24 protein-coding genes are annotated in these 21,082 nt (G+C 56.2%); 17 read left to right on the forward strand and 7 right to left on the reverse strand.

Annotation, left to right across the window (positions count from 1 at the left end; translation table 11 throughout):
* Window positions 1-123 precede the first annotated feature (123 nt).
* From rpoH to ftsY, 4 genes are all read right to left on the reverse strand, one after another.
* Window positions 124-978 (reverse strand): RNA polymerase sigma factor RpoH, encoded by an 855-nt coding sequence (rpoH, locus tag F384_RS18775; RefSeq protein WP_042998479.1) that lies wholly within the window; start codon window positions 976-978, stop codon window positions 124-126.
* 250 nt (window positions 979-1,228) lie between these two features.
* Window positions 1,229-2,287: a permease-like cell division protein FtsX gene (gene ftsX, locus F384_RS18780; RefSeq protein ID WP_046491610.1), complete on the reverse strand. Its 1,059-nt coding sequence runs from the start codon at window positions 2,285-2,287 to the stop codon at window positions 1,229-1,231.
* On the reverse strand, window positions 2,280-2,948 hold the full coding sequence (ftsE, locus tag F384_RS18785; protein WP_042998481.1) for a cell division ATP-binding protein FtsE: 669 nt from the start codon (window positions 2,946-2,948) through the stop codon (window positions 2,280-2,282). Before ftsE ends, ftsX begins: the two co-directional genes overlap by 8 nt.
* 2 nt (window positions 2,949-2,950) lie before the next feature.
* The gene (gene ftsY, locus F384_RS18790; RefSeq protein WP_046491611.1) at window positions 2,951-4,414 is read right to left on the reverse strand and encodes a signal recognition particle-docking protein FtsY; all 1,464 of its coding nucleotides are present in this window, start codon (window positions 4,412-4,414) and stop codon (window positions 2,951-2,953) included.
* Between the two features lie 250 nt (window positions 4,415-4,664).
* On the opposite strand from ftsY, the gene rsmD reads away from it, so the two are divergent.
* Both rsmD and F384_RS18800 read left to right on the forward strand, forming a co-directional pair.
* Window positions 4,665-5,261 carry a 16S rRNA (guanine(966)-N(2))-methyltransferase gene (rsmD, locus tag F384_RS18795; protein WP_046491612.1) on the forward strand — a complete coding sequence of 199 codons (597 nt, stop codon included), beginning with the start codon at window positions 4,665-4,667 and terminating at the stop codon, window positions 5,259-5,261.
* Complete coding sequence (locus F384_RS18800) at window positions 5,251-5,520, forward strand: DUF1145 family protein (RefSeq protein ID WP_042998484.1); 270 nt, start codon at window positions 5,251-5,253, stop codon at window positions 5,518-5,520. The genes rsmD and F384_RS18800 overlap by 11 nt, the downstream gene beginning before the upstream one ends.
* A 2-nt stretch (window positions 5,521-5,522) precedes the next feature.
* Here the strand turns inward: F384_RS18800 and F384_RS18805 are convergent, their stop codons facing one another.
* Window positions 5,523-5,882: a DUF2500 domain-containing protein gene (locus tag F384_RS18805; RefSeq protein WP_046491613.1), complete on the reverse strand. Its 360-nt coding sequence runs from the start codon at window positions 5,880-5,882 to the stop codon at window positions 5,523-5,525.
* 141 nt (window positions 5,883-6,023) lie between these two features.
* Between F384_RS18805 and F384_RS18810 the strand changes: the two genes are divergently transcribed.
* Window positions 6,024-6,650, forward strand: a complete 627-nt coding sequence (locus F384_RS18810; RefSeq protein ID WP_046491615.1) for a lysoplasmalogenase — start codon at window positions 6,024-6,026, stop codon at window positions 6,648-6,650.
* 76 nt (window positions 6,651-6,726) lie between these two features.
* A complete protein-coding gene (gene zntA, locus F384_RS18815) occupies window positions 6,727-8,925 on the forward strand; it encodes a Zn(II)/Cd(II)/Pb(II) translocating P-type ATPase ZntA (protein WP_046491617.1) in 2,199 nt (732 codons plus the stop codon).
* A 103-nt stretch (window positions 8,926-9,028) separates the two neighbouring features.
* Here zntA and tusA read toward each other — a convergent pair whose 3' ends face one another.
* Window positions 9,029-9,274 (reverse strand): sulfurtransferase TusA, encoded by a 246-nt coding sequence (gene tusA / locus F384_RS18820; protein WP_046498389.1) that lies wholly within the window; start codon window positions 9,272-9,274, stop codon window positions 9,029-9,031.
* A gap of 170 nt (window positions 9,275-9,444) precedes the next feature.
* Between tusA and F384_RS18825 the strand changes: the two genes are divergently transcribed.
* Together F384_RS18825 and F384_RS18830 are read left to right on the forward strand one after the other, a co-directional pair.
* A complete protein-coding gene (locus tag F384_RS18825; protein ID WP_046491619.1) occupies window positions 9,445-10,110 on the forward strand; it encodes a 7-cyano-7-deazaguanine/7-aminomethyl-7-deazaguanine transporter in 666 nt (221 codons plus the stop codon).
* Between the two features lie 77 nt (window positions 10,111-10,187).
* Window positions 10,188-10,745: a DcrB family lipoprotein gene (locus tag F384_RS18830; RefSeq protein WP_046491622.1), complete on the forward strand. Its 558-nt coding sequence runs from the start codon at window positions 10,188-10,190 to the stop codon at window positions 10,743-10,745.
* 3 nt (window positions 10,746-10,748) lie between these two features.
* Here F384_RS18830 and F384_RS18835 read toward each other — a convergent pair whose 3' ends face one another.
* Window positions 10,749-11,999: an MFS transporter gene (locus F384_RS18835; protein ID WP_155404019.1), complete on the reverse strand. Its 1,251-nt coding sequence runs from the start codon at window positions 11,997-11,999 to the stop codon at window positions 10,749-10,751.
* 98 nt (window positions 12,000-12,097) lie between these two features.
* On the opposite strand from F384_RS18835, the gene F384_RS18840 reads away from it, so the two are divergent.
* The 11 genes from F384_RS18840 to F384_RS18890 all read left to right on the forward strand — a co-directional run bounded on the left by F384_RS18840 (window position 12,098) and on the right by F384_RS18890 (window position 21,080).
* On the forward strand, window positions 12,098-13,147 hold the full coding sequence (locus F384_RS18840; RefSeq protein ID WP_046491626.1) for an AI-2E family transporter: 1,050 nt from the start codon (window positions 12,098-12,100) through the stop codon (window positions 13,145-13,147).
* A gap of 370 nt (window positions 13,148-13,517) precedes the next feature.
* Window positions 13,518-13,895, forward strand: a complete 378-nt coding sequence (locus tag F384_RS18845) for a hypothetical protein (protein WP_155404054.1) — start codon at window positions 13,518-13,520, stop codon at window positions 13,893-13,895.
* A 73-nt stretch (window positions 13,896-13,968) separates the two neighbouring features.
* The gene (locus F384_RS18850; protein WP_046491633.1) at window positions 13,969-15,030 is read left to right on the forward strand and encodes a methyltransferase; all 1,062 of its coding nucleotides are present in this window, start codon (window positions 13,969-13,971) and stop codon (window positions 15,028-15,030) included.
* Window positions 15,031-15,084: 54 nt separating this feature from the next.
* Window positions 15,085-15,807, forward strand: coding sequence for a beta-ketoacyl synthase chain length factor (locus F384_RS18855; RefSeq protein ID WP_046491635.1), 723 nt, complete (start codon window positions 15,085-15,087; stop codon window positions 15,805-15,807).
* On the forward strand, window positions 15,786-16,619 hold the full coding sequence (locus F384_RS18860; protein WP_413541460.1) for a lysophospholipid acyltransferase family protein: 834 nt from the start codon (window positions 15,786-15,788) through the stop codon (window positions 16,617-16,619). Before F384_RS18855 ends, F384_RS18860 begins: the two co-directional genes overlap by 22 nt.
* Window positions 16,600-16,857: a phosphopantetheine-binding protein gene (locus F384_RS18865; protein ID WP_042998497.1), complete on the forward strand. Its 258-nt coding sequence runs from the start codon at window positions 16,600-16,602 to the stop codon at window positions 16,855-16,857. Before F384_RS18860 ends, F384_RS18865 begins: the two co-directional genes overlap by 20 nt.
* 12 nt (window positions 16,858-16,869) lie before the next feature.
* Window positions 16,870-17,121, forward strand: a complete 252-nt coding sequence (locus tag F384_RS18870; RefSeq protein WP_046491642.1) for an acyl carrier protein — start codon at window positions 16,870-16,872, stop codon at window positions 17,119-17,121.
* Between the two features lie 6 nt (window positions 17,122-17,127).
* Window positions 17,128-17,700 carry a hypothetical protein gene (locus F384_RS18875; protein ID WP_046491645.1) on the forward strand — a complete coding sequence of 191 codons (573 nt, stop codon included), beginning with the start codon at window positions 17,128-17,130 and terminating at the stop codon, window positions 17,698-17,700.
* Complete coding sequence (locus F384_RS18880) at window positions 17,697-19,058, forward strand: AMP-binding protein (RefSeq protein ID WP_046491648.1); 1,362 nt, start codon at window positions 17,697-17,699, stop codon at window positions 19,056-19,058. The genes F384_RS18875 and F384_RS18880 overlap by 4 nt, the downstream gene beginning before the upstream one ends.
* Window positions 19,045-19,398 (forward strand): beta-hydroxyacyl-ACP dehydratase, encoded by a 354-nt coding sequence (locus tag F384_RS18885; protein ID WP_046491651.1) that lies wholly within the window; start codon window positions 19,045-19,047, stop codon window positions 19,396-19,398. The genes F384_RS18880 and F384_RS18885 overlap by 14 nt, the downstream gene beginning before the upstream one ends.
* Entirely contained in the window at window positions 19,389-21,080 is a 1,692-nt protein-coding gene (locus tag F384_RS18890) for a glycosyltransferase family 2 protein (protein ID WP_046491654.1), read from the forward strand. Before F384_RS18885 ends, F384_RS18890 begins: the two co-directional genes overlap by 10 nt.
* The last annotated feature ends 2 nt before the right edge of the window (window positions 21,081-21,082 follow it).

Below are 21,082 nucleotides of genomic sequence, written 5' to 3' on the forward strand. Positions count from 1 at the left end.
CCCTAAGATGCGCACAACCCATCGGTAAGTGTTTGCCAGGGGGGAGAAATTCGCCAGAGCAGGCGCTAAAAAAACAAAACCCCCGAATTCGCATTCGAGGGTTTATCGGGGACTTCGCAGGAATTACGCTTCGATAGCGGCGCGAAGTTTTTTCATGGCGTTCTTTTCAAGCTGACGCACACGTTCTGCGGAAACGCCGTAGCGATCGGCCAGTTCCTGCAGCGTGGACTTGTTATCTTCGTCCAGCCAGCGGGCGCGGATAATATCCTGGCTACGCTCGTCGAGACCTTCCATCGCGTGGGTCAGTTTGTTGGCGGCCTGATCTTCCCAGTTATCCTCTTCAATACCGTCGGCAAAGTTAGAGGTTTTATCCTGCAGATACAGCACCGGCGCCATCGGCTGGCTGTCGGACTCGTCGTCCGGGGACATATCAAAAGTCATGTCCTGCGCCGCCATACGAGATTCCATCTCGCGGACGTCTTTACTGGAAACGCCCAGCTCACGCGCCACCATTTCCACTTCATCCTGATTAAACCAGCCCAGACGCTGCTTGGTTTTACGCAGGTTGAAGAACAGCTTACGCTGTGCTTTGGTGGTCGCCACTTTCACAATACGCCAGTTACGCAGGACGTATTCGTGGATCTCAGCTTTGATCCAGTGAACGGCGAAGGAAACCAGACGCACACCCACTTCCGGGTTGAAACGGCGCACGGCTTTCATCAGGCCGATATTACCTTCCTGAATCAGATCCGCCTGCGGCAGGCCATAGCCCGCATAGTTACGAGCAACATGAACAACAAAGCGCAGGTGAGACAGGATCAGCGTCTTAGCTGCTTCCAGATCGCCCTGGTAATGCAGCTTTTCAGCCAGTGCCCGTTCCTCGTCAGCCGACAACATCGGCCACGCGTTCGCAGCCCGGATGTAAGACTCCAGGTTACCAACAGGGGCTAAAGCTAAATTTTGCATTTCTTTGGTCATTCAAATCCTCTCAAGTTTTATCGTCTGGCACCACAGCGATAGACAGCAACAACCGTGCCAGCGTTAATGAGCAACGAGATTAGCATTCACTCTTTTATCAGACCGTGATTTTATCCACAAGTTCAATGCAACGTTGTGTATAAATTACGCACAAATTGTGACATGAAGATGAAAAGCGGGGAAGAGACAACAGGACCTCTTTCCCTGCGAACGGAAACCCATTGCAGGGAAAGATTATATCACGATTTTATTAATCGGGAGTAAAGTGACGTAAATGTTGAACCGTCGCAAGCCACGCCGCCACCCAGCCGATCATCGAGCAAACCAGCAGCAGTAACAGACACTCATCGAACGATAAGCCATTGAGATCAAACTTCGTTCCGAAAACCTGCGCCACTTCCGTGACCGCCGACGACAGTCGCAACACCAAAATTTCTGACAAAATCAGTGAAAGAAATGCGCCGGAAAAACCGAGTAATGCGCCGCCGTAGAGGAACGGACGCAGGATAAATCCATCCGTTGCGCCAATCAGTTTTTGCACGTTAATGGTATCGCGACGGGCAAAAATGCTCAGCCGCACGCTGTTACCAATGACGAGGAAGACGGCGGCAACCATCAGCACGCCAATCATCGCCGACACGCGCCCGACCAGTCCGGTCAGCGCCGCCAGACGGGCAAACCAGCTGTCGTCCATCCGCACTTCATCAATCCCGTTGATGCGGGAAACCCGGTCACGCAGCGTGTTCAGCGAATCGGTACTCTGGAAGTCGAGTTTCGGGATCACCACCGCCACCGCAGGCAATGGGTTCTCTTCCAGCATATCCAGCGCGCCGCCGAAACCGGACCAGTTGCGAAATTCGCCAAGGGCATCTTCACGGGAAAGATAATTCACCTTTTCCACGCCCTGCTCGGCCTGCAATTGGGCGACAACGCCTGCCGCCGCATCATCATCCAGCGTTTTTTGCAGATAAACCGTTATCTGCGGAGACGGGTAATACTGCGTCGCCGCCTGGTTAACGTTTTTGTAGACCATGTAGCAGACGCTCGGCAGGGTCAGGGAGATGGCAATAACCATCACCGTCAGAAACGTCGCCAGCGGTTTGCTTTTCAGATCCTGTAACGCGCCCTGGAACGCATAGCGCACCTGCTCGTTAAAAACGTTGGTTTTACGCGAATTCGGCCTGGGGGACGGTTTCGCTCGCTTCGGCGCATTACGCCCCCCGTCGCCGGAGGAGCCGCCAGAACGACGAAAACGGTCCAGTCGTCCACCGAACTGTTTGATTTGGTTGATAGCGTCGCGCTTATTCACGAGCTTCGCCTCCATGCAAATGACCATCGCTCAGGGTGAGCATGCGGTACGAACGACGGGAGATGAGCCCAATGTCGTGCGTCGCCATCAGCACCGTCACCCCGACGCGGTTAAACTCTTCGAACAGACGCAGGATCCCTTCCGACAGCGCGTCGTCCAGATTACCGGTCGGTTCATCCGCCAGCAGTACCGCTGGCTTGTTCACCACCGCACGGGCGATACCAACACGCTGTTGTTCACCACCGGAAAGTTGGATCGGGAAGTTCTTCGCTTTGTCCAGCAGCCCAACCTTGTCCAGCGCCGCCGACACGCGACGACGAATATCATCCCCGCTGGCACCGGCGATAATCAGCGGGATCGCCACGTTGTCGAATACCGTTCTGTCCATCAGCAGGTGGTGATCCTGGAAAATCATGCCGATCTGACGACGCAAAAACGGCACTTCACGGTTTTTCAGTCGCGTGATGTCATGCCCACTGAAGAGGATTTTCCCGGCGCTGGGCCGCTCAATCCCACAGATAAGCTTCAGCAGGGTACTTTTCCCCGCGCCAGAGTGGCCGGTCAGAAACGCCATCTCGCCTGGCTGCATATGGAATGTGACCCCCTGCAGCGCTTGTCTCCCACCGAGATAGGCCTTGCTGACATGTTCAAAGCGAATCATTGTTAATCCTCTCGGGCAAAAAGTGCCTCTATAAAATCGTCCGCCTTAAACGGACGTAAATCCTCGATACGTTCGCCCACACCAATATAGCGGATAGGGATGCCAAACTGATCGGCCACCGAGAAGATAACCCCACCTTTCGCCGTACCGTCCAGCTTGGTCAGGGTAATACCGGTCAGACCCACCGCTTCATGGAACAGTTTGGCCTGGCTTATCGCATTCTGCCCGGTGCTGGCGTCCAGCGTCAGCATAATTTCATGCGGCGCGTCTTCGTCCAGTTTCTTCATCACGCGAACGATTTTTTTCAACTCTTCCATCAGGTGCGATTTGTTTTGCAGGCGACCGGCGGTATCGGCAATCAGCACATCAATGTGGCGCGCCTTCGCCGCCTGGATGGCGTCGAAGATAACGGAGGCAGAGTCCGCACCAGTGTGCTGGGCGATCACCGGAATATTGTTACGCTGACCCCAGACCTGCAATTGCTCGACCGCCGCCGCGCGGAACGTATCGCCCGCTGCCAGCATCACCGATTTACCCTGTTGCTCAAACTGACGCGCCAGCTTACCGATGGTGGTGGTTTTCCCCACGCCGTTCACGCCGACCATTAAGATAACAAACGGCGTTTTGCCTTCAACGTTCAGCGGTTCATCGACTTTCGCCAGAATCTCGCCCATCTCGTCTTTCAGCAGACCGTACAGCGCCTCGGCATCTTTAAGCTGCTTGCGGCTGGCACCTTCTGTCAGATTGGTGATGATTTTACGTGTGGTTTCCACGCCCACATCCGCAATCAGCAGTTGTTCTTCCAGCTCTTCAAACAGATCATCGTCGATTTTTTTACCACGGAACAGACTGATAAATCCGGAACCGAGGTTTTCTTTGGTTTTCAGCAGGCTGCGTTTCAGGCGCGCGAAAAAGCCTTCTTTGGTCGGTTTTTCCTGTTCCTGAGCAATCTCGTCGACTGGCGCGTCTTCTTCCGCCACCGGCACAACCATCAACGCGTCTTCAGCGACTTGCGCCGCCAGCGCCTGTGCTTCCAGCTCTTCGTCGGTCAGTTCCGGCTCGTTTTGCGCCTCTTCTTCCACCGCGTCGACAATCTCAACGGTTTCCGCTTCCGCCTGCCACTCTTGCGCTGAGGTTTCCTCTTCGGCTTTCACCTCTTCCGGCAGCGGCAGTTCTTCGTGCTCGACGGCAATCTGCGGCTCGATGCGTTCTTCAGCGACAGCGGGCTCGGGTTCAGCAGACGGGAACGTTTCGATTTCCTGAACCTGTTCAGTCACCTCAACCACTTCTTCAGCAAAGGCTTCTGTTTCTTCTTTGCTGTGAACCGCCGCTTGCGCTTCTACATCAGCCGCCGCTTCAACGGGCGCGTCAACACCCTGCTGCTCTTCGGTTTTTTGTTCTTGTTCCTGCTCTTTTTCACCAAAGCCCAGCCAGGAAAAGAAGCCACGTTTTTTCTGTTTTGCCATTTGCGATTACACCCCTCGCGGCCCTATGCATTTCATCTTTCAGGCTGCCTCTTTGTTGGCTGCGCTCAAAAACCCCAGTCACATAGTCTTCTATGCTCCAGGGGATTTTATCGCTTGCCGCCTCGATGCATCCTGAATGATTTTATGCATATATACATGGAAGCTAAAAAAATGATGAAATAGTCTATCACTTTACTTAATCCACATCACCGCCTGGAATCATCTGCAAGCGGCGGTTTGAGCAACAGAAATGAAAAAACCGAATCACTCTGGTAGCGGCCAAATCCGCATTATTGGCGGACAATGGCGCGGCCGCAAACTCCCGGTCCCCGACAGCCCCGGTCTACGTCCGACTACTGACCGCGTGCGAGAAACGCTGTTTAACTGGCTGGCGCCGGTGATGACAGAGGCCCATTGTCTGGACTGTTTCGCCGGAAGCGGCGCGCTGGGGCTGGAAGCGTTGTCACGCTATGCCGCCAGCGCCACGCTGCTGGAAATGGATCGCGCGGTCTCTCAGCAACTACAAAAGAACCTGGCTACGCTGAAAGCAGGGAATGCAAAAGTCGTTAATACCAATACCCTGACATTCCTGGCGCAGTCGGGCACCCCGCACAACGTGGTGTTTGTCGACCCGCCGTTTCGTAAAGGGTTACTGGAAGAGACCTTAAGCCTGCTGGAGAATCACGGCTGGCTGGCTAGTGAAGCCTGGATCTACGTGGAAAGCGAAGTGGAAAACGGTCTGCCGCCCGTGCCGACGAACTGGTCGCTGCACCGGGAAAAAATCGCCGGACAGGTAGCGTACCGTTTGTATCAACGCGAAGCACAAGGAGAAAGCGATGCTGATTAATCTTGGTCGACTATTGATGCTCGGCGTGTGGGCATTCTTATTGTTAAACCTGGTGCAACCCTTCCCGCGCCCGCTCAACATCTTCGTTAACGTCGCCCTCGTGTTCATGGTGCTGATGCACGGCATGCAACTGGCGCTGCTGAAGTCCACCCTGCCTAAAGACGGGCCGCAAATGACCACCGGCGAAAAGGTGCGTATTTTCCTGTTTGGCGTGTTCGAACTGCTGGTCTGGCAGAAGAAGTTTAACGTCAAAAAGTAAGTCTACGGCTGAGCGACAAAATCGACGAAGCGCGATCCCTTGTAGCTCAGCGTCCCTTTCTCCCCCACCGTCAGCGCATGGTACTGCGTCGCATCAAGGCGGAATGTCTTTTCCAGTCCCCCGTTCTGCGGCTTAAAGCTGACCTCATAGCGCATGCTGGTTCCCGCTGGCGTGACCTGTTGCTGTCGGGAACGCCGGTCGTTGAGGGGCTTTTCACGCTTATTGCTGACCACCATCTGCGCCTGGCGAAGCGGCGCCGCATCGTTATCGGCTTTTTCCCGCCGCTGCTGCATAAAGCGAAATGAGGCGGCAACAATAATTAACACAATGATAATAATGAAGAAAAGTGGCGGTTTACTCATATTGATAACCCATCAGAAAATGCGGAAATAAGCATACCTTGCCCGTTATGGTGTTGTCATCAGGTGGTCGCGGCCTCTACACTGAACACCAGGGTTGTGAGCATACCGCTTACGAAAAAATAACGAATTCAAGGAACTAAGATGCTTTGGTCGTTTATCGCAGTCTGCCTTTCCGCATGGTTATTTGTGGATGCCTCCTACCGTGGCCCCGCCTGGCAACGCTGGGTCTTTAAACCCGTCACCTTATTACTCCTGCTGTTACTGGCCTGGCAGGCGCCGATGTTCAACGCCGTAAGCTATCTGGTACTGGCCGGTCTTTGCGCCTCACTGGTTGGCGATGCGCTGACATTATTGCCGCGTCAGCGACTGCTCTACGCGATTGGCGCGTTTTTCCTCTCGCACCTGCTGTATACCATCTATTTTGCCAGCCAGATGACGCTCTCTTTCTTCTGGCCGCTACCGCTGGTGCTGATGGTGCTGGGCGCTCTGCTGATTGCGGTGATCTGGACACGCCTCGAAGAGCTGCGCTGGCCGGTATGTACCTTTATCGCCATGACGCTGGTCATGGTCTGGCTGGCCGGTGAACTGTGGTTCTTCCGCCCCACCGCACCTGCGCTGTCGGCGTTTTTGGGCGCGTCGCTGCTGTTCGTTGGCAACATCGTCTGGCTGGGCAGTCACTACCGCTGTCGCTTCCGCGCGGACAACGCCATCGCCGCCGCTTGCTACTTTGCCGGGCACTTCCTGATCGTCCGTTCACTTTATCTCTAATATCACTTGACTCTGGAGTCGACTCCAGAGTGTATCCTCCGGTTAATGAGAAAATTATCATCAACCGGAGGATGCCATGTCGATACCTGCTCACGATGGCAAAAAAGCCCCACAATTTTCATCTTTCAAGCCTGCCACCACGCCGCAGAAGACCGATGACTGCTGCTGCGAAGGCGCGTGCTCACCCCCTGAATCGGTTGTTGAAACGGTAAAAGGCACTCGCTACAGCTGGAAAGTGTCCGGGATGGACTGCGCCGCCTGCGCCCGCAAAGTGGAAAACGCCGTGCGTCAGGTCAGCGGCGTCAATCAGGTCCAGGTGCTGTTTGCTACCGAGAAACTGGTCGTCGACAGTAACGGCGATCTCCGCCACCAAATCGAGAACGCGGTACAAAAAGCGGGTTACGCACTGCGCGATGAGCAGGCGAAGGAAGACGTCCCCGAATCCCGCTTTAAAGAGAACCTGCCGCTGCTGACGCTGACTGTCATGATGGCGCTCAGTTGGGGACTGGAGCAGTTTAACCACCCGTTCGGTCAACTGGCGTTTATCGCCACGACGCTGGTCGGCCTGTTCCCGATTGCCCGCCAGGCGCTGCGTCTGATTAAAACCGGCAGTTGGTTTGCCATTGAAACGCTGATGAGCGTTGCGGCTATCGGGGCGCTGTTCATCGGCGCCACGGCAGAAGCGGCAATGGTATTGCTGTTGTTCCTGATTGGCGAACGACTCGAAGGCTGGGCCGCCAGTCGCGCCCGCAAAGGGGTTAGCGCGCTGATGGCCCTGAAACCAGAAACTGCGACGCGTTTGCGCGACGGCGTGCGGGAAGAGGTGGCGATCAACACCCTGCAACCGGGCGACATCATTGAAGTCGCCGCCGGGGGACGCCTGCCTGCCGACGGCAAACTGGTCTCCGGTTTTGCCAGTTTTGATGAGAGCGCGCTGACGGGCGAATCGATCCCGGTAGAACGCGCCACCGGCGACAAAGTACCGGCGGGGGCCACCAGCGTGGACCGTCTCGTCACGCTGGAAGTCGTCTGCGAACCCGGAGCTAGCGCGATTGACCGGATCCTGAAGTTAATCGAAGAGGCCGAGGAGCGCCGTGCGCCAATAGAGCGTTTTATCGACCGCTTCAGCCGTATTTATACGCCAGCGATTATGGCCATTGCTCTGCTGGTGACGCTCGTCCCGCCGCTCTTGTTCGCCGGTTCCTGGCAGGAGTGGATTTATAAAGGGTTAACGCTGCTGCTGATCGGCTGTCCGTGTGCGCTGGTTATCTCCACGCCAGCGGCCATCACTTCCGGACTGGCGGCGGCGGCCCGTCGCGGGGCATTGATTAAAGGCGGCGCGGCGCTGGAACAGTTAGGCCGTATCACGCAGGTCGCCTTTGATAAAACCGGGACGCTAACCGTGGGAAAACCGCGTGTGACGGCGATTCACCCGGCCACCGGTATCAGCGAGTCTGAACTGCTGGCGCTGGCGGCGGCCGTCGAACAAGGCGCAACGCACCCGCTGGCGCAGGCCATTGTTCGCGAAGCGCAAAACACAGGGCTGACCATCCCGTCCGCCGAAGGACAACGGGCGCTGGTGGGGTCAGGTATTGAAGCGCAAGTGAATGGCGAAAGCGTTCTGATTTGCGCCGCCGGGAAACGTCCTGCCGACGCCTTTGCCGGAGAGATTAACCAGCTCGAAAGCGCCGGGCAGACCGTCGTTCTGGTTCTGCGCAACGAGAGCGTGATCGGCGTGATCGCCCTGCAGGATACGCTGCGCGACGATGCCCGCACCGCCATCAGCGAACTTAACGCGCTGGGCGTGAAGGGCGTGATCCTGACCGGCGATAACCCGCGCGCGGCGGCAGCCATTGCCGGCGAACTGGGTCTGGCGTTTAACGCAGGATTGCTGCCGGAAGATAAAGTGAAAGCGGTCACCACGCTGAATCAGCAGTCGCCGCTGGCGATGGTCGGTGACGGCATTAACGATGCGCCAGCGATGAAAGCTGCCGCCATTGGTATCGCGATGGGGAGCGGCACCGACGTGGCGCTGGAAACGGCAGATGCCGCACTGACGCATAACCGCCTCACGGGGCTGGTGCAGATGATCCAACTGGCGCGCGCGACCCACGCCAATATTCGTCAGAACATCACTATTGCGCTGGGGCTGAAAGGGATATTTCTCGTCACCACGCTGCTCGGAATGACCGGACTGTGGCTGGCGGTGCTGGCAGATACCGGGGCGACGGTGCTGGTCACCGCCAACGCCCTCAGATTGTTACGTAAAGGATAACGTGTTTTTGCCGGATGGCGGCGTTGCCTTATCCGGCCTACGAGCCGTACGCGGTGCATTATCCTCTGTAGGCCGGATAAGCGTTAGCGCCATCCGGCGTCGCTTACTGGCCTTTACGCACCAGATAGCGATACGGCAGAGAGTCGGTCTCTTTTGCCACCAGCTCATGTTCCATAAAGGTACAAAACCCGGGAATATCACGGGTGGTCGCCGGATCGTCCGCCACAATCAGCAGCGTTTCGCCGGTCTGCATGGTGCGTACGGTTTTACGCACCATCATTACCGGTTCCGGACAGCGGAGTCCCTGGGCATCAAGGGTATGGTCGGCAGAGGAAAACAGATCGCTCATCATGGTCTCATTCACTAAAAAAACGGCTGTAGTTTACGCTCAGTTCCGAAGTAAGCCAATCAGGTTAACGATTGCGTGAATAATAGCCATTGCATTACCGCCGCAAAGCAGTATTATGCGGCGGCTTGAATTGGGTTCCCTCACCCCAATAACCATCAAAAAGGTACAATATGAACGCATTTACACAATCACAGCGCATAAAAGCGTTGTTCTGGCTATCGCTATTCCATTTGCTGGTGATCACCTCCAGCAACTATCTGGTCCAGCTTCCGGTCTCCATTTTTGGTTTCCACACCACCTGGGGCGCGTTTAGCTTTCCCTTTATTTTCCTCGCAACCGACCTGACCGTGCGGATTTTTGGCGCGCCGCTGGCCCGTCGAATTATCTTTGCGGTGATGATGCCAGCGCTGCTGATCTCCTATGTGATTTCGTCGCTGTTTTATATGGGTTCCTGGCAAGGATTTGGGGCGCTGATGCACTTCAATCTGTTTGTCGCCCGTATCGCGGTCGCCAGTTTTATGGCCTATGCGCTGGGACAGATTCTCGATGTGCACGTCTTTAACCGCCTGCGTCAGAACCGCCGCTGGTGGCTGGCACCGACGGCCTCGACGCTGTTTGGCAACGTCAGCGACACCCTCGCCTTCTTCTTTATCGCATTCTGGCGCAGCCCGGATGCCTTTATGGCCGAGCACTGGATGGAAATCGCCATCGTTGATTATTGTTTCAAAGTGCTAATCAGCATCCTCTTCTTCCTGCCGATGTATGGCGTTTTGCTGAATATGTTGCTGAAAAAACTGGCAGATAAATCTGAAATCCCGGCGATGCAGACAAGTTGAGCTAAAGGTTCCTTTTCCGGGTTGTGATAAGATGAACGGATGAGCCGTTATGGCCGTTTATCGAAAGGAAGAAGTCAATGCGTAATCTGGTTAAATATGTCGGTATTGGCCTGCTGGTTATGGGGCTGGCGGCCTGTGATAATAGTGATACGAAAGCGTCGGCAGAAGGCACGGCGGCAGAAAGCAACGCATCCGGTCAGCCGGTTACTCTGCTGGATGGCAAACTGAGTTTCTCACTGCCGGCGGATATGACTGACCAGAGCGGCAAGCTGGGTACGCAGGCCAACAATATGCACGTCTACTCTGACGCGACCGGCCAGAAAGCGGTCATTGTCATCGTCGGTGATAACACCAGCGAAGATCTGTCTGTGCTGGCAAAACGTCTGGAAGATCAGCAGCGCAGCCGCGACCCGCAGTTGCAGGTGGTGACCAATAAATCCGTCGAGCTGAAAGGCCACACGCTGCAACAGTTAGACAGCATTATCTCGGCGAAAGGCCAGACCGCCTACTCATCCGTCGTACTGGGTAAAGTGGATAACCAACTGCTGACCCTGCAAATTACGCTGCCGGCTGACGACCAGCAGAAAGCGCAAACGGCCGCTGAAAACATCATCAATACGCTGGTTATTCAGTAACCGTCAGGATGATGAGACGGCCTCTGGCGATTCCTGCGGAGGCCGTTTTTTTAACCGCCAGGTTAACAGGAGCGCAATCGCGACCAGACCCGCCGCCGCCAGGTAAATCACCGGCACACCCGCCCAGCTCATCACCAGCCCGGCCAACGGCCCCGTCACCCCCAGCGACAAATCCATAAACACCGTATAGGTCGCCAGCGCCGAACCCTGATTCTGCTGCGGCACCGCTTTTACCGCCACCACGCCAAGCGCCGGGAAAACCAGCGAGAAGCCCATCCCTGCCAGCAGCACGCCGATTTTTGCCATCCACGGCATCATCGCGACACCCACCAACAGCAGTCCGACAATCTCAACGCTAAAGCAGATCATCGCCACATTCAGACCGCCCAGGCGGTTGATGCCGTTTGGAAACAACAGACGCGTGCCGATAAAAGCACAGCTAAACAGGGTGAGCGCAAATGCCGCGCCGTCCCAGCCTTTGTAGTCATAGAACAGGGTGATAAAGGTGGCGATCACCCCGAAACCCGCCGAGGCCAGCGCCAGCGCCATCCCGTATAGCCAGACGCGTCCAAGCACCGCGCGAAAGGGAAGTGGCTTCCCTTTGCTCGCTTTCACCGCCGGGCGCGGAATCGCTAACAGAATTGCCAGCAGCGCGATCCCCATGATAATCAACGCTAATCCCCGTAGTCCGCCCCAACTGTAAAACAGCACGCCGAGCGGCGCGCCGACCGCCATCGCCCCGTAGGTCACAATACCGTTCCACGAGATCACCCGCCCGATATGCAACGAGCCCACCACGCCAACGCCCCATAGCGTCGAGCCGGTCCCGGCGAAGCTCTGGCCAATCCCCAGAATCACGCGCCCCAGACACAGCAGCAGCAAACTGACTACCGGCCAACTGCTGGTGCTTCCCGCCAGAAAATAGCCCGCGCCGCTGAGAAAACAGCCGCACAGACCAAAAACCACAATCTTTTTCGGACCGAGTAAATCCGCGTAGCGTCCGGCGTGAGGGCGACTGAGCAACGTCGCGAAGTATTGCAGGCTGATGACCAGTCCCGCCCAGAAGGCGCTAAAGCCCATCACATCATGGACATAGCCAGGCAGCACCGCGAGCGGCAGACCGATGGTCAGGTAGCTGGCGCAGTTAAACATCACAACAGAAACAATGCGCAGATTGAGGCGCAATCCATTAAGCGCCGGTTCAGCGACGGGTTCGGGCATGGGGACCACCACGTTTTTACAACAATGTTTCATTTCTATCATGCCACGCCGGGAAAATCAGCAGCCAGATTAGGAATATCGGCAGCCAACCTGCCGCTACACTTAATGAAAATCAATAACAGGATGCCGCCATGACAACCCCTCAGCCCGATAAAACGGGTTTACATATTCTGCTCAAGCTGGCCGCGCTGGTCGTCATTCTCGCCGGGATCCACGCCGCCGCCGATATCATTGTGCAACTGTTACTGGCGCTCTTTTTCGCCATTGTCCTCAATCCCCTGGTCACCTGGTTTATCCGTCGGGGGGTGAAACGCCCGGTGGCGATCACGATTGTGGTGGTCGTGATGCTGTTCGTGCTCACCGCGCTGATTGGCGTGTTGGCCGCCTCGGTTAACGAATTTATTGCCATGCTGCCGAAGTACAACAAAGAACTGACGCGCAAGGTCTTGTATGTGCAGGAGATGATGCCGTTTTTAAATCTACACATGTCCCCGGAACGCATGTTGCAGCGCATCGACTCCGACAAAATTGTCACCTTCACCACCACGCTGATGACCGGGTTGTCGGGCGCGATGGCCAGCGTCGTTTTACTGGTCATGACCGTCGTTTTTATGCTGTTTGAAGTCCGCCATGTGCCTTACAAAATGCGTTTTGCGCTGCATAACCCGCAAATCCACATTGCCGGACTGCACCGGGCGCTGAAGGGAGTTTCGCACTATCTGGCGTTAAAAACGCTGCTCAGCCTGTGGACCGGGGTCATTGTCTGGCTGGGACTGGAACTGATGAACATTCAGTTTGCCCTGATGTGGGGGGTGCTGGCGTTCCTGCTGAACTATGTCCCGAACATTGGCTCAGTGATTTCCGCCGTTCCGCCGATGATTCAGGCACTGCTTTTCAACGGCATTTATGAGTGCGTACTGGTGGGGGCGCTGTTCCTGGTGGTCCATATGGTATTAGGTAACATGGTTGAACCACGCATGATGGGGCATCGCCTGGGCATGTCGACGCTGGTGGTATTCCTTTCCTTACTGGTCTGGGGCTGGCTGCTCGGCCCGGTGGGGATGTTGCTCTCCGTCCCCCTGACCAGCGTCTGTAAAATCTGGATGGAGACCACAACAGGCGGCAGCAAACTGGCCATATTACTGGGCCCGGGGAGACCGAAAAATCGATTACCGGGATAAGCCAACCCTACCAACCAGGGTAGTTTTATTCACTTACCGGTGAAAGTATTATAAGCCGCGCTTTTATTACCTGAGTATTTCAATAAACGCGCGGTTTCCTTCGTGAAATGAGGTCCAGATTTTCCGCAGTGCATTTAATTCAAATTTAATAATATCGATAATTTAATTTAAGTAAGAATTAACTAACGCCATGATAACCAGAAGATAAACGACCTTCTGCGTTAACGCATTAATTTCAGAGTTTTCGCGGCATCCCGTCAAAGTTAATATTAAAAATAGTCGATATTATAGTTACTAAAACTAAATTCAGAAATGCATTCAACGTTAATATAAATAGTGATTTTGATAGGGAGTTTTCATGAAACAATACATTAAGTGGTTTGCGGCGATTGCGGTTGTCGGTGCGCTGGCAGGTTGTGCGCGTACGGCCCCCATCGATCAGGTTCACTCTTCTGTAACCGCAGGCCACACTCAGGATCAGGTGAAAAACGCGATTCTGAAAGCAGGCGTTCAGCGTAAATGGATCATGACTGAAGTGAGTCCTGGTGTGATCAAAGCGCGTCAGCAGTCTCGCGACCACGTTGCAGAAGTGCGTATTACCTACACCGCCTCCAGCTACGATATCAAGTATGACAGCAGTCTCAATCTGCAAGCTTCTGGCGGTAAAATTCATAAAAACTACAACCGCTGGGTACGTAACCTGGATAAAGACATTCAGTTGAACCTGTCTGCAGGTGCAAATCTGTAATGACGCCTGAAGTCGGGCCGTGCCGTGCGCGGTCCGATAATCTTTTTCGTTTTCTTAACAGGTTGTACTCGCCATGTACGAACAGGACTCCCTCAGCGCACTGGATGCGATCACTGAAGCGCAGCGTATCGCCTTCGCCCCCATGCTGTTTCAAACCGCGCTTTGCCTGCGAAATGCAGATGTACTGGCTTATCTTGACCGCCAGGGTAAACAGGGTGCAACGCTTGAAGAGATCGCGGAAAACAGTCACGTCAACGAATATGCGGTCAGCGTATTGTTGGATATGGGATTAAGCGGACGCATCATCACCCATAAAGCCGGGCGTTATTATCTGGCGAAAATCGGACATTTCCTTTTGCATGACACCATGACTCGCGTGAATATGGATTTCACCCACGACGTCTGTTATCAGGGATTGTTCTTTCTGGAAAATGCGCTGAAAGAAGGAAAACCGTCCGGGTTAAAAGTGTTTGGCGACTGGCCAACCATTTATCCGGCATTGTCGCAATTACCGCCGTCCGCGCGTGAAAGTTGGTTCGCCTTCGATCATTACTATTCTGACGGCGCGTTTGATGCCGCATTACCGCATGTATTCGCCAGTTGTCCTGCAACCCTGTACGATGTGGGCGGAAATACGGGCAAATGGGCAATACGCTGTAGCCAGTTCGACGAAAATATCGCGGTGACGCTATTAGATTTGCCACAACAAATTGCACTTGCCCGCGAAAATATCGAAAATGCAGGATTATCCGATCGCATCGATTTTCATGCGGTGGATATGCTTGGCGATGCGCCTTTACCCACAGAGGCCGATATCTGGTGGATGAGTCAATTTCTTGACTGTTTTTCACCGGAGCAAATTGTCGCCATGCTCAGCAAGGTTGCCCGCGTAATGAAACCCGGCGCAAGGCTGTGCATTATGGAGCTGTTCTGGGATGCGCAGCGCTTTGAAGCCGCCTCATTCAGTCTGAATGCGTCTTCGCTTTACTTTACCTGCATGGCGAACGGCAACAGCCGTTTCTACAGCGCAGAGAAATTTTATGGCTATCTGGACAAGGCAGGGTTCCAGGTGGAAGAACGCCACGATAACTTAGGCGTTGGACATACTTTATTGATATGTCAGAAGAAAAAATAACAAAGTAGCCTCAAAACGCTACTGGAATCACGGGTTTACCGCGGACGCGCGTTGATGAAATTCTCACTAAACATTACCGACTGGCGGGCGATGGCGCCAGGTCTGAGCGAATCGATACAGTGGTTGCAATGGTCACGGCATCCGCACGCCATCGATCCGTCGGCGGCGCAAGGCAAATTGCGTGAACTGCCGATGATGACCGCCCGTCGGCTTAGCTCCGGCAGTAAACTGGCCGTCGAGTGTGGGCTGGCGATGCTGCGCCGCCACGATATTGATGCGGTGCTGTACACTAGTCGGCACGGCGAACTTGAACGTAACTACCGCATTCTGCATGCGCTGGCGACCGAACAGGCGCTCTCACCGACCGATTTCGCCCTGTCAGTACACAATTCAGCGGTAGGCAACCTGACTATCGCGGCTAAACACCCCATCGTCTCGTCATCGCTTTCCGCCGGACGCGATACCTTCCAGCAGGGGTTATGTGAAGTCATCTGCCTGCTACAGGCGGGTTACCAGCGCGTGTTGATGGTCGACTTCGACGGTTTTCTTCCCGAGTTCTACCACCCGCGCCTCCCGGAAAATATGCCAACCTGGCCGTACGCCACCGCGCTGGTTTGCGAAGCCGGTAACGACTGGGTGTGTCAGAGCGAACCGGTTCAGGCAGGTGCTGAAACCGCGCTCCCGCAAAGCCTGCTGTTTTTACAGCACTATTTACTGAATGCCGGGACATTTACCCTACCCGGTGAGCGCGTGCAGTGGCACTGGAGCCGGACATGAAAGGAGACACCTCCTCGCTGAACCGACTCTGGCGAGTCGCCATGACCGGCTTCTGCTTCGCCCTCTTCGGACTCGGCGGACTGCTGCTGTCGGTTGTCTGGTTTAACGTTTTGTTAGTTTTCGTCCGGGACAACGCCCGGCGTCGCCGCATTGCCCGGCGCAGCATTGCCGCCAGTTTCCGTCTCTTTTTAACGGTGACCCGCGTGCTGGGCGTGCTGGACTATCAGATGAAAGGGGTGGATATCTTGCGTCAGGAACGCGGATGTCTGGTAGTCGCGAATCACCCCACCCTGATCGATTATGTGCTGCTGGCATCAGTGATGCCTGAAACAGATTGTCTGGTGAAAAGCGCGCTGCTGAAGAACCCGTTCCTCAGCGGCGTGGTGCGTGCCGCGGATTACCTGGTGAACAGCCAGGCCGACGCCCTGTTACCGGCCAGTCAGCAACGTCTGGCGCAGGGCGATACGATTTTGATTTTCCCCGAAGGCACCCGCACCCGTCCTGGCGAGACCATGACGCTGCAACGCGGCGCGGCGAATATCGCCGTGCGCTGCGGCAGCGATATTCGCGTAGTGACCATCCATTGCAGCCAGCGCATGCTGGATAAAGAAAGCAAATGGTATCAGGTGCCGCCAACAAAACCGCTGTTTACCGTCGAGGTACGCGAGCGGGTGAAGATCGATCACTTTTACGACGCAAATTTACAAGAACCGGCGCTGGCGGCAAGACAGCTAAACCGGCATCTTTTGCTTCAATTACAACAAGGTACGTTACCTTTCTCAGGAATTAATGATGCAAGCGCTTTATCTTGAAATTAAAAATCTCATCATCACCACATTGAATCTGGACGAACTGTCGACAGACGACATTGACACCGAGGCGGCGCTGTTTGGCGACGGTCTGGGACTGGACTCGATTGATGCCCTGGAACTGGGACTGGCGGTAAAAAATCAGTACGGCGTGGTGCTTTCCGCAGAAAGCGAAGAGATGCGTCAGCACTTCTTCTCCGTCGCCACGCTGGCATCGTTCATTAATGCGCAACGTGCCTGAGGAGAGTCCGTTATGACCGATCAACACGCCATCTATGATGAAGTCTCTGCGCTGCTGGTTAAGCTGTTTGAGATAGATCCACAGGACATTAAACCTGACGCGCGTCTGTACGAGGATCTGGAACTGGACAGCATCGATGCGGTCGACATGATCGTCCATCTGCAAAAGAAAACCGGGAAGAAAATTAAACCGGAAGAGTTCAAAGCCGTGCGTACCGTGCAGGATGTCGTTGACGCGGTAGAACGCCTGCTTAAAGAAGCCTGATTCGCCGTGTTGGGCGTTCGCACATTGCCTGTGCTGACAGGCGTGCTGTTACTCGCCTGGCCTTTCCTGATTTGGTTTGGCCTGGCGCATCACAGCCTGCAGTGGCTACTGCCGCTAATGGCATTGCTGCTGTTCTTACGCTTTCGCCAGACCCGGCGACAGGCGGGGCCGCTGCGCGTGGTCACCCAGGTGGTGGCGGTGGTAGGCATCACGCTGTGCGTCGCCAGTTCCCTGCTTAAATCCCATCAGCTTCTGCTGTTTTATCCGGTTGTCGTGAACGCCGTCATGCTTGCCGTGTTTGGCGGTTCGCTCTGGTCTTCCATGCCCATAGTGGAACGACTGGCGCGACTGCGCGATCCCCAACTCCCGGATGCGGCAGTGCGTTACACCCGCCGGGTGACGCAGATCTGGTGCGCCTTTTTTATCTTCAATGGCGGCGTCGCGCTGTTTACCGCTCTCCATGGCGATATGGCAATGTGGACCGCGTGGAATGGCATGATTGCCTACCTGCTGATGGGCCTGTTGATGGGCAGCGAATGGCTGATACGCCGTCGGATGATTAATCGAGATTTGCAATGAAGCAGACCCTGACGCTTGCCGAATGGCTCACTTCCCCTCGTCCGGCGAACACGCCTGTCGCCTGGCTGGACGAACGCCACTGGACGCTCGGTCACTTGCGCCACGATGTCGCACGGTTGATGGCTCACCTGCAACAGCAGGAAGGCGATCGCTGGGCGCTCTGTTTTGAAAACAGCTATCTGTTTATCGTCGCGCTGCTGGCCACCCTGCATGCGGGGAAAACGCCCGTGATTCCGGGGCATAACCGCGTCTCTTTGCTGGACGAGCAGCGGGCGTTGTTTGACGGCGTACTGAGCGATAAAACGCTCGGCTGGCAGGGGCCGCTGTGGGTTGTCAGCTCAGCCATGACGCTCAGCGACGAGGCGTTCATCTTCCCGCCCCTGCGCCGCGATGCGTTTATCGAGCTGTTTACCTCGGGCTCAACCGGGCAGCCGAAACGTATCGTCAAACCCGTTGACCGTCTGGACCATGAAGCCGAACTGCTGGCGGCGCGCTTTGCCGATCGCCTGGCAGGTTGCCGGATAGTGGCCTCGGTTGTGCCACAGCATCTGTACGGTCTGACGTTCCGCATCTTTCTGCCGATGGCGCTGGGCCTGCCGCTGCATGCGGCCATGCTTTACTACGCGGAACAACTGGCCGCGCTGGGTCACGAACATCGCTATGTGTTTATCAGCAGCCCGGCGTTTTTAAAACGCCTCGACCACCAGCTTCCCGCGCCGTCGGTGGACATGATCCTCTCGGCAGGCGGCATGTTGCCGTGGCAGGACGTGACGCAAACCGCCGCCTGGCTGAACGTCTGGCCGGATGAAATCTACGGCAGCACCGAGACCGGCATTCTGGCCTGGCGCTATCGTCAGCAAGAGAACGTCGCCTGGCTGCCCTTCCCCGGCGTGTCATTTATCGCAGAAGATGACGCCTTTCGCGTCTTCTCTCCGCTGATTGCTGATACGAACGGTCTGCTGCTCGACGATATCCTGCAGTTTGCGCCAAACGGCCAGTTCCGCCTGATGGGACGCCGTGGACGGGTGGTCAAAATTGAAGAGAAACGCGTTTCGCTCAGCGAAGTTGAACAACGCCTGCTGGAGCTGAAGGGCATCCGCGAGGTCGCCGCCCTGCCCGTCACGCGCGGCGGTCGCCAGGGGGTGGGCGTACTGCTGGTCCTGGATGACGAGGCGCGCCAGCGCTGGCAGAACAGCGGCGGAAAAACCCAGGAACTGACGTGGCGACGGGCGCTGCTGCCGTGGCTGGAGCCAGTCGCCGTACCACGTTACTGGCGGGTCATCGACGAAATCCCGGTCAACAGTATGAATAAGCGTGTCTATGCGCAATTACAGGAGTTGTTTCATGATACCCCGTGAAATTGAGCGCCATCAGGCACAACCCCAACAGATTGAGGTCGTCCTGCATCTCGATCCTTCCCTTTTCTGGTTCAGCGGCCATTTTGCCGTGCAGCCGCTGCTGCCGGGCGTCGCGCAGATGGACTGGGTGATGCACTATGCCACCACCCTGCTCGCCCCCGGCTGGCGTTTTCACAGCATTCAGAACGTGAAGTTCCAGGCACCGCTGCTGCCGGAAAACACCGTTACGCTGACCCTGAGCTGGCAGGAAGCGCGTCAGATCCTGACGTTCAGCTATCAACGCCACGATGGCGACGCGCGCCATACCGCCAGCAGCGGGAAGATCCGGCTATGTCGCTGACCTTGTCCCCCTGCGTGCTGATCCCCTGCTACAACCACGGCGCCATGATGTCGCAGGTGCTGGCACGCCTGCAGCCGTTTAATCTGCCATGTATTGTGGTGGACGACGGCAGCGACGCGGCCACACAGCAGGAACTGGACCGGCTCGCCGCGAACACCTCCGGTCTGACCTTAATTCGTCTGGCGGAAAACGCCGGAAAGGGCGCGGCAGTGATCCGTGGATTAGCGGCGGCGGCAGAAGCCGGATTTACTCATGCCGTCCAGGTTGACGCCGACGGTCAGCATGCGATTGAAGACATTCCAAAGCTGCTGGCGCTGGCGCAGGCCCACCCCGCCGCGCTGATCTCCGGGCAGCCGATTTACGATGATTCCATCCCCCGCTCGCGCCTGTACGGGCGCTGGATAACCCACGTCTGGGTGTGGATTGAAACCCTTTCGCTGCAACTGAAAGACAGCATGTGCGGCTTTCGCGTTTACCCGGTCGGCCCCACGCGTCAGCTGGCGCAACGGGTCACGCTCGGCAAGCGGATGGATTTCGACACCGAAGTGATGGTGCGTCTCTGGTGGCAGGGCACCCCCAGCTATTTTGTTCCGACCCGCGTGACCTATCCGCCGGACGGGCTGTCGCATTTCGATGCCTTCAAAGATAACTGTCGTATTTCGCTGATGCACACGCGCCTGTTCTTTGGCATGTTGCCGCGCATCCCGTCGCTGCTGCTGCGTCGAACGTCACCGCACTGGGCGCGGCAGCAGGAGGTGAAAGGGCTGTGGGGAATGCGCCTGATGCTGTGGGTATGGCGTCTGCTGGGGCGTAAGGCGTTTTCACTCCTGCTGTACCCCGTCGTCGGCGTGTACTGGCTGACCGCAACCCCCGCGCGCCGCGCGTCGCAGAACTGGATCGCCCGCGTGCGTGCGCAATTGACCGCGCGCCAGAGGCCGGTGCCGGTTAACCTCACCAGCTATCAGCATTTCCTGCGCTTTGGCAACGCGATGCTCGATAAAATCGCCAGCTGGCGCGGTGAACTGCATGTTGGCCGCGACGTGGTCTTTGCGCCTGGGGCAGAAGCAGCGCTGAACGTCAGCGATCCTCGCGGCAAACTGCTGCTGGCCTCGCACCTGGGTGATGTCGAAGCCTGCCGCGCGCTGGCGCAGTTGCAGGGCAGCAAAACCATCAACGCGCTGGTATTCAGCGATAACGCCCGGCGCTTTAAGCAAATTATGGAAGAGATGGCGCCGCAGGCCGGACTCAACCTGATGCCGGTGACCGACATCGGCCCGGATACTGCCATTGCGCTCAAAGAGAAGCTGGAGCGCGGAGAATGGATTGCCATCGTCGGCGACCGTATCGCAGTGAATCCGCAGCGCGGCGGCGAATGGCGCGTCTGCTGGAGCCATTTTATGGGGCAAGCCGCCCCGTTCCCACAGGGGCCGTTTATCCTCGCCTCGATTCTGCGCTGCCCGGTGGATCTCCTCTTTGCCCTGCGTCAGCACGAGAAGCTGCGCATTCACTGCGAGCCGTTCGCCGACCCGCTGGTATTGCCGCGCGCCGAACGCCAGCAGGCGCTACAGCAGACCATCGACCGCTATGCCGAACGTCTTGAACACTACGCGCTTCAGTCGCCGCTCGACTGGTTTAACTTTTTCGATTTCTGGCAGTTGCCGGAACCCAAAGACAAGGAGTAAAG

Source organism: Citrobacter amalonaticus Y19 (genome assembly GCF_000981805.1).
GTDB classification, from domain to species: Bacteria; Pseudomonadota; Gammaproteobacteria; order Enterobacterales; family Enterobacteriaceae; genus Citrobacter_A; species Citrobacter_A amalonaticus_C.

What these genes read in the sequence shown, in the direction of transcription:
- rpoH (WP_042998479.1), bottom strand. Translation starts at nt 978, where the DNA reads ATGACCAAAGAAATGCAAAATTTAGCTTTAGCCCCTGTTGGTAACCTG.
- ftsE (WP_042998481.1), bottom strand. Translation starts at nt 2,948, where the DNA reads ATGATTCGCTTTGAACATGTCAGCAAGGCCTATCTCGGTGGGAGACAA.
- ftsY (WP_046491611.1), bottom strand. Translation starts at nt 4,414, where the DNA reads ATGGCAAAACAGAAAAAACGTGGCTTCTTTTCCTGGCTGGGCTTTGGT.
- rsmD (WP_046491612.1), top strand. Translation starts at nt 4,665, where the DNA reads ATGAAAAAACCGAATCACTCTGGTAGCGGCCAAATCCGCATTATTGGC.
- F384_RS18800 (WP_042998484.1), top strand. Translation starts at nt 5,251, where the DNA reads ATGCTGATTAATCTTGGTCGACTATTGATGCTCGGCGTGTGGGCATTC.
- F384_RS18805 (WP_046491613.1), bottom strand. Translation starts at nt 5,882, where the DNA reads ATGAGTAAACCGCCACTTTTCTTCATTATTATCATTGTGTTAATTATT.
- F384_RS18810 (WP_046491615.1), top strand. Translation starts at nt 6,024, where the DNA reads ATGCTTTGGTCGTTTATCGCAGTCTGCCTTTCCGCATGGTTATTTGTG.
- zntA (WP_046491617.1), top strand. Translation starts at nt 6,727, where the DNA reads ATGTCGATACCTGCTCACGATGGCAAAAAAGCCCCACAATTTTCATCT.
- tusA (WP_046498389.1), bottom strand. Translation starts at nt 9,274, where the DNA reads ATGAGCGATCTGTTTTCCTCTGCCGACCATACCCTTGATGCCCAGGGA.
- F384_RS18825 (WP_046491619.1), top strand. Translation starts at nt 9,445, where the DNA reads ATGAACGCATTTACACAATCACAGCGCATAAAAGCGTTGTTCTGGCTA.
- F384_RS18830 (WP_046491622.1), top strand. Translation starts at nt 10,188, where the DNA reads ATGCGTAATCTGGTTAAATATGTCGGTATTGGCCTGCTGGTTATGGGG.
- F384_RS18835 (WP_155404019.1), bottom strand. Translation starts at nt 11,999, where the DNA reads ATGAAACATTGTTGTAAAAACGTGGTGGTCCCCATGCCCGAACCCGTC.
- F384_RS18840 (WP_046491626.1), top strand. Translation starts at nt 12,098, where the DNA reads ATGACAACCCCTCAGCCCGATAAAACGGGTTTACATATTCTGCTCAAG.
- F384_RS18850 (WP_046491633.1), top strand. Translation starts at nt 13,969, where the DNA reads ATGTACGAACAGGACTCCCTCAGCGCACTGGATGCGATCACTGAAGCG.
- F384_RS18855 (WP_046491635.1), top strand. Translation starts at nt 15,085, where the DNA reads ATGAAATTCTCACTAAACATTACCGACTGGCGGGCGATGGCGCCAGGT.
- F384_RS18865 (WP_042998497.1), top strand. Translation starts at nt 16,600, where the DNA reads ATGCAAGCGCTTTATCTTGAAATTAAAAATCTCATCATCACCACATTG.
- F384_RS18870 (WP_046491642.1), top strand. Translation starts at nt 16,870, where the DNA reads ATGACCGATCAACACGCCATCTATGATGAAGTCTCTGCGCTGCTGGTT.
- F384_RS18880 (WP_046491648.1), top strand. Translation starts at nt 17,697, where the DNA reads ATGAAGCAGACCCTGACGCTTGCCGAATGGCTCACTTCCCCTCGTCCG.
- F384_RS18885 (WP_046491651.1), top strand. Translation starts at nt 19,045, where the DNA reads ATGATACCCCGTGAAATTGAGCGCCATCAGGCACAACCCCAACAGATT.
- F384_RS18890 (WP_046491654.1), top strand. Translation starts at nt 19,389, where the DNA reads ATGTCGCTGACCTTGTCCCCCTGCGTGCTGATCCCCTGCTACAACCAC.